This is a genomic window from Roseibium sp. AWQ4_254 (assembly GCF_056161025.1).
In genome coordinates this window covers 21,982-28,089 of sequence record NZ_JBSWYH010000044.1, presented here as the reverse complement: position 1 = coordinate 28,089, position 6,108 = coordinate 21,982, and the positions used below count along the sequence as shown (strand labels likewise).

The window sequence follows — 6,108 nt, the reverse complement described above, 5'->3', positions numbered from 1 at the left end:
AATCAGGCGTTGCAACCACGATTCTAGACGATCTCCTTACAAAACGGGCCTTTTTTATCCTAAATCAGAATTTTCCCGGACAGTAGTGACCGCTGGCATGAATTTTTGACCTCCCAGATTGTTGCCAAGCTTATCCTCGGCATTGTCTTCGGCGGGTTGCTGGCGGTCTGGGTCTCCAGGAATTACCGGCGTCCGGCCGAGACAAAACTGACCCTTCTGGAAAAGATCGAGGGCGTGGCGCTGGTGTTCCTGCTGATTGCCGGAATGACCACCGCCTCGCTGGACGAGTTGCTGCGCTCCGTCAGCCTGAATGACGGCAAGGTGAATTTCCAGCTTGCCAAACCTGCCGCCCGCCAGTCCAGCGGACAGGAAGCCCAGTCGGTGAACACCGAAAAGACCGAAAATGATAGCAACAACAAGGAATCTTTCTTCCTGGGCGGGTTCGGGCCCATCAAGGGCATGATCGGCACCATGAAGCGCGACTATGCCTATATCAAAGCGCATAATCCGGAGCTTGCCGCGCTCCTGCCAGACGCCCCCGTTCTGGCCAGCGCCGCGGCTGCAACCGTTACCCGGGCCTTCCCGGCTGAACTGGCGGTGGCAGCGCCAGCGCCGCCCCCCGAAGCGGCGGCGCCCCTGAAGCTTCAGAAAATCAAACACCACTACACGGTCACCATGGGTTTTGAGGCCTCTTTCAAGACCCTGTTCGACTGTATTGCCGGGTCGCTGGAGAAAACCGACGACAGGCGCTATCTGTTCAACCGTGTGGCCCCATTCCGGCCCCTGATCGGGGCGCTTTACCTCAATCTGATTGCCCTTGAGGATTTCGAAGGCAAAGACCTGTCTACGGAAGAGACCCGCCAGAAACAGCAGATTCAGGCCCGGCTGGAAGAGGTCGTGAGCAAATTCAACGCAGGGGACGCGCCGTCCATGCAGCCGATCAGGGCGGCTTTTACCGAGATCAAAACCTTCGGGGAAGATTATCACGGTGTGAGCGCCTGTGCCGACCTGAACATCAACACCATCCAGCTTCCGGACGATCTCAAAGTGGCCTCGGTCTCGCTGCGCCCCTATCTGGCGACGATCTATGCGTCTCTGCTTTACATGGACAATCAGAAGCTGGCAGCGATCCGGACCCTGAATGCGGATGTCGATAAATTCAAGACGCGCTTCAAGCGAGCCGATGTCTCAGCCCCGGAATTCTGGTACCTGCAACGGGCTCTTTTTGACGTGATCTTCATGGTGGAAGATTTTTTCATCACCGAAACCCGGTCGCCGCCGCCGGACATTCTGGAGATGCATCTGAACAATCTGAAATTCTACGCTCACCTGATTGAACGGATCGACCAGCGGATTCCCCACACCTCCCTGTTCGGCAATCATCTGGCCGGGACTTCCGGCACCCTGGTGGACGCCCGTTTTAAAAATGACCCGGGCTTCCGCTATGAGTGTCCGGACAAGAGCCTTGCCAGCAGCCAAGACGGCTATGACGGCGGGACCCTCACCCTACGGCAGGCCGGAACCTTCAGCTATCTCTATTACAGCGTCCAGTCTCTCTTCGTTCAGCATGCGCTGGACCATCCCGACTTCAACGAGCGCTATGAGAAGGAAGCCGGGCATCTGGCGGAGGTGATTGCCAATATCGACCTGCACTGCACGATTGAGGTGCTCAGCCACCCCGAGGCGCTGGTGCGGCAGCAGCGGGCCTCGTTCCTTTATATCTATGCGCTTTACGAAGAACGCATGAGCGAGGCGAAGCGGAACATCTCGGCCAATCATCTAGCCTGGCTGAGGGACCGGCTGGACCTGATCGACAATGCGGCCACGCTTGCTCTGCAAGTCCTGGCGCGCAATGAGGCAACCGATGAAGACAAGAAAGACTTGAGCGCCCTGAAACTGGAAAGCGTTCAGGCCGAACTCAGATACAATCTGATCAACCTTCGGAATCGAAACCAGGCGAGGCTCGCGCGCCTTCAATAAGAGGCTCACCAAACTAAAGTGTAGGCCTCAAAACGCGCTGGATCAGGGTTGCGGCAGATACGGCGTCGCCTGAGCCACAGCGCTCGCAAATTGCAGAGCGGCCAGCATCATGCCAGTAAAGGATATCTTCTTCATCATCTGAGCAATCTCCATAGACCCAAGATAGCCGAAAGCAGGCCATTTTTCAAGATATGCCGCAGCTTAAGCATCCAGTCTGAACCGAACCTGAACGGGTTTCGTCCGGCACCGCGCGCCGTCTCGTGATGCATCGCATGCGGTGTCACTCAGGTTTCCGAGGCCCCTTCACCGTTCTCCGTAGGCTCTGGAGGCCAGCGCAAGGCCTCCGGAAAAAACCAGGCAGTAGAACGCCATACCGAGCACCTGCAGATCGAAAGACACCCCGAGGTCGATCAGCCAGCCGACCAGACCGGGCCCGGCTGCCGAGGCAAACACCATGAAGGCAAAGGCGACAGATCGGATCGCCCCCATATGCTGTGTGCCATAGACTTCCGGCCAGAAGGCGCCAACCAGTGTGCTGTTGATGCCGTTGCCGATGCCGATCAGGCCTAAAAACACAAAGGCGGCGGCCTGTTGATGCACCAGTGCGAGCACCAGACAGCCTGCGCTAAGGGGCAGCAGGGAAAACGGCAAAAGGCGCCGTGCAGAAAAGCGGTCGATCATGGGGCCAATCGCCAGCGAGGCGCAGACAACCCCGCAGGCCATGACCAGAAACGCACTGGCAAAGACTTCCAGGGACCAGCCTCGCAACTCCACCAGATAGACCTGATGGAAAAAGACCGCCGTTGCGATAAAGGCGGGCGCGTTGATGCCACAGGAGACCAGCCAGAACCTTGGATCGCGCAAGGCTTCGCCCCGTGTCCACTGACGCCCCTCCGCCTTGGCAGCGGCCATCTCCCCGGCGGTCGGCACCCGGTCCCGGGCCAGAAGCGCCAACAGAACCGGCATGGCCAGAAAGATCAGCACCAGCGCGCCAACAGTCCAGGCAGAGCGCCATCCGATCCAGCCGCTGAGCAGTACGAAACACAGGGGAAACAGGGCCTCGGCGCTTGGAAAACCAAGGATCGCGATGGAGATGGCCCGGCCCCTTTGGGCGGAAAACCAGCGCCCGGCGGCGGTGATCGATGTGTGGGTCATCATGCCCTGCCCGCATAGTCGCAGGCCGTAAAAGGCAAGCGCCACGGTCCAGACGGAAAAGGAATGGGCCATCACCAGGCAGAACAGGGCAAGGCCGGCCATCACCACAACCGCGATCTTCTGCACCGGGAAGTGATCCAGGGTCTTGCCGGCATAAGGCAGGGTCAAGGCACTTCCGAGGGTCGCCAGCATGTAAAGCAGACCCAGTTCCCCATGGCTGAGACCGAATTCGGCGCGCAGATCTCCTGCGGACATGGAAATGAAAAAGGTCTGCCCGAAGCCGGAGAACAGCGCCAGCAGATAGCAGGCCGACAGCCAGCGCGCATTGTCGCGCAAAAACACAAGATAGGTCATGCCAGGAAACCGCCAGCCCGCGCCGGGCCTTTCTGAAGACGGCCGGTCCCGGACAAACGCTCTGCCCCAGGCCGTTTGCAACGGCCTTTCAGATCAGTCGCGGTCCCGGAACCGGTTGGTGATGGGATACCGGCGGTCCTTGCCGAAATTCCGGTCTGTGATCTTGACGCCCGGAGGCGCCTGCCGCCGCTTGTATTCGGCAATGTAAAGCAGATGCTCGATCCGGTGGATCAGGGCCTTGTCGTGACCGCGCTGCTCGATTTCGCTGACCGACATTTCCTCTTCCACCAGGCAGGACAGGATATCGTCGAGCACGTCATAGGGCGGCAGGGAATCCTGATCCGTCTGGTTTTCCCGCAGCTCCGCCGTCGGCACCTTGGTAATGATGTTGGAGGGGATCACCTCCCCGCCGGGGCCCTTCAGCCCTTCCGGCCGGATGGTATTGCGCCAGGCGGACAAATGATAAACCTGGGTCTTGTAGAGATCCTTGATCGGGTTGTAGCCGCCATTCATGTCGCCATAGAGCGTGGCATAGCCAACCGACATTTCCGACTTGTTGCCGGTTGTCATCACCATCCGGCCGAACTTGTTGGACACCGCCATCAGGATGACGCCGCGTGCCCTCGACTGAAGGTTTTCTTCCGTTGTGTCTTCTTGCGTGCCCTCAAACAGGCTGCCGAGAGCAGAGCGGAAGCCTTCGACCGGCTCGGCAATTGGCACGGTGTCGTAGCGGATACCGAGCGCAGTCGCGCAGGCCGCCGCATCCTTGATGCTTTCTTGTGACGTGTAGCGGTAGGGCAGCATGATCGCATGCACCTTGTCCGCCCCCAGCGCATCAACGGCCATGGCCGCGCAGATGGCCGAATCGATGCCACCCGACAGACCCAGCACCACGCCGGGAAAGCCGTTTTTGGTGACATAATCGCCAAGGCCGAGCACACAGGCCCGCCAATTGGCTTCATCCAGACCGGGCAGTTTGGCTACCGGTCCACCTTCACAAATCCAGCCGTCCCCCTGCCGTTTCCAGTCGCTGATCCCAAGCGCGGCTTCAAACTGAGGCAGCTGAAAGGCCAGCGCCCGGTCGGCCTGCAGGGCAAAGGAGCCACCATCGAACACCAGCTCATCCTGCCCGCCAAGCTGGTTGCAGTAGATCAGCGGCAAGTCCGTCTGGACCACTCTGGAGACCACCACCTGCAGCCGCTCGTCGGCCCGGTTCTGCCAATAGGGCGAGCCATTGGGCACCAGCAGCAGCTCCGCGCCGGTTTCTGCAAGGCACTCGCAGACTTCATCGTTCCAGATGTCCTCACAGATCGGAAGGCCGATACGAACGCCCCGAAAATCCACCGGCCCGGGCAGCGGCCCGGCGGCAAAGACGCGCTTTTCATCAAAAACACTGTAATTGGGCAGATCATATTTATAGCGAATTGCGCGGATCTCACCCTGATCCAGCAGCAGGGCCGCGTTATAGACCTGGCCGTCCTCCCCTTTCCAGGGGGAGCCGATGACAAGGCCCGGCCCGCCATCAGCCGTTTCGCGGGCGAGCTCTTCAGCCGCCTCCATGCAGCATTCCACAAAGGCCGGTTTCAGCACCAGGTCCTCCGGCAGATAGCCGGCCAGCACCAATTCGGAGGCCAGCACCAGATCCGCGCCTTTTTCAGCAGCCTCACGCCGAGCCGTGCGGACCAGGTCCGCGTTGCCGGCCACATCGCCGACGGTCGGGTTGAGCTGTGCAACGGCCAGCCGGAAGTGATCAGTAATCATGGGAAGTTCGCCAGGAGATATCATTCCCCCTGATTTAGCCGCAAGGGGAACCGCTGGCAATCATTCAAATCTGGCAAGCCAGCTTATGGGAAACTCAATGCCGGTCGAGCGCGAGCCTGCACGCCAGAATTCCCAGCCAGCTGGCTCCAAGCCATTTCAGACATTTGACTGCAAACCGTTTGTTCCCGAGAACCGATTTCATCTTGGCTGCTGTCAGCACAAACACGACATCACAGAGAAAGAATATTGCCAGCAATGCCCCGGCAAGACTCCCAAGCTGCAAAGATGTGGACATAGCCAGCTCTGGCCTTACCCAAATCGGCAGAAAGGCGGCAAAGAAGCCCCAGGGCGCCGGATTTAACATCTGCATCACATAGCCTGTGCGCATACTTTTCCAAATTGGACGCACCGATCTCTTTTGTGGCAGCGCTCCTTTTTCAACAGCACCATCAGAGCCGTCGAGTGGCGGTTCCCTGCGCAAAAGAGACACAATGCCCCACACCAGATAGGCAATTCCAAGCCAGCGCAGAATATCCAGAACAAGCGTTCCGGCTTCCACTATGTAGCTCAGGCCAAACACAACCAGCAGAAGGGTTGGAATATTGGCAAGCTGCGTGCCTACATTCAGGGCGAGGCCATTCAAACGGCCATAAAGCGCGGTTTCTTTTGCAAGGCGTAGTTGAACCGGTCCAGGCTCGATCGCGACGGAGATCGTTGCAAGACAGAAAATCGCGTAGAATCCGGCGAGCCCAAACCCCATTTCCACTCCTTTCGCTGTTGCACGGAAAGTCAGCATACTAATACGCGCAAAAGGAGACAAGGCGATCCGGACACAACTTTTCCGGATGTGCTTCTGCT

4 protein-coding genes are annotated in these 6,108 nt (G+C 58.8%); 1 reads left to right on the top strand and 3 read right to left on the bottom strand.

Going from position 1 to position 6,108, the window contains the following annotated elements:
• Positions 1-105: 105 nt before the first annotated feature.
• Positions 106-1,980: a hypothetical protein gene (locus tag ACXAIC_RS23065; RefSeq protein ID WP_475186275.1), complete on the top strand. Its 1,875-nt coding sequence runs from the start codon at positions 106-108 to the stop codon at positions 1,978-1,980.
• A 303-nt stretch (positions 1,981-2,283) separates the two neighbouring features.
• On the opposite strand, the gene ACXAIC_RS23060 is transcribed toward ACXAIC_RS23065, so the two are convergent.
• From ACXAIC_RS23060 to ACXAIC_RS23050, 3 genes are all read right to left on the bottom strand, one after another.
• Complete coding sequence (locus ACXAIC_RS23060) at positions 2,284-3,489, bottom strand: MFS transporter (protein WP_475186273.1); 1,206 nt, start codon at positions 3,487-3,489, stop codon at positions 2,284-2,286.
• A 93-nt stretch (positions 3,490-3,582) separates the two neighbouring features.
• Positions 3,583-5,250, bottom strand: a complete 1,668-nt coding sequence (locus ACXAIC_RS23055; protein WP_475186271.1) for an NAD+ synthase — start codon at positions 5,248-5,250, stop codon at positions 3,583-3,585.
• Between the two features lie 94 nt (positions 5,251-5,344).
• Positions 5,345-6,070: a LysE family translocator gene (locus tag ACXAIC_RS23050; protein WP_475186270.1), complete on the bottom strand. Its 726-nt coding sequence runs from the start codon at positions 6,068-6,070 to the stop codon at positions 5,345-5,347.
• Positions 6,071-6,108: the final 38 nt, after the last annotated feature.

Coding starts and splice junctions, on each gene's coding strand:
- ACXAIC_RS23060 (WP_475186273.1), bottom strand. CDS start 3,489: ATGACCTATCTTGTGTTTTTGCGCGACAATGCGCGCTGGCTGTCGGCC.
- ACXAIC_RS23055 (WP_475186271.1), bottom strand. CDS start 5,250: ATGATTACTGATCACTTCCGGCTGGCCGTTGCACAGCTCAACCCGACC.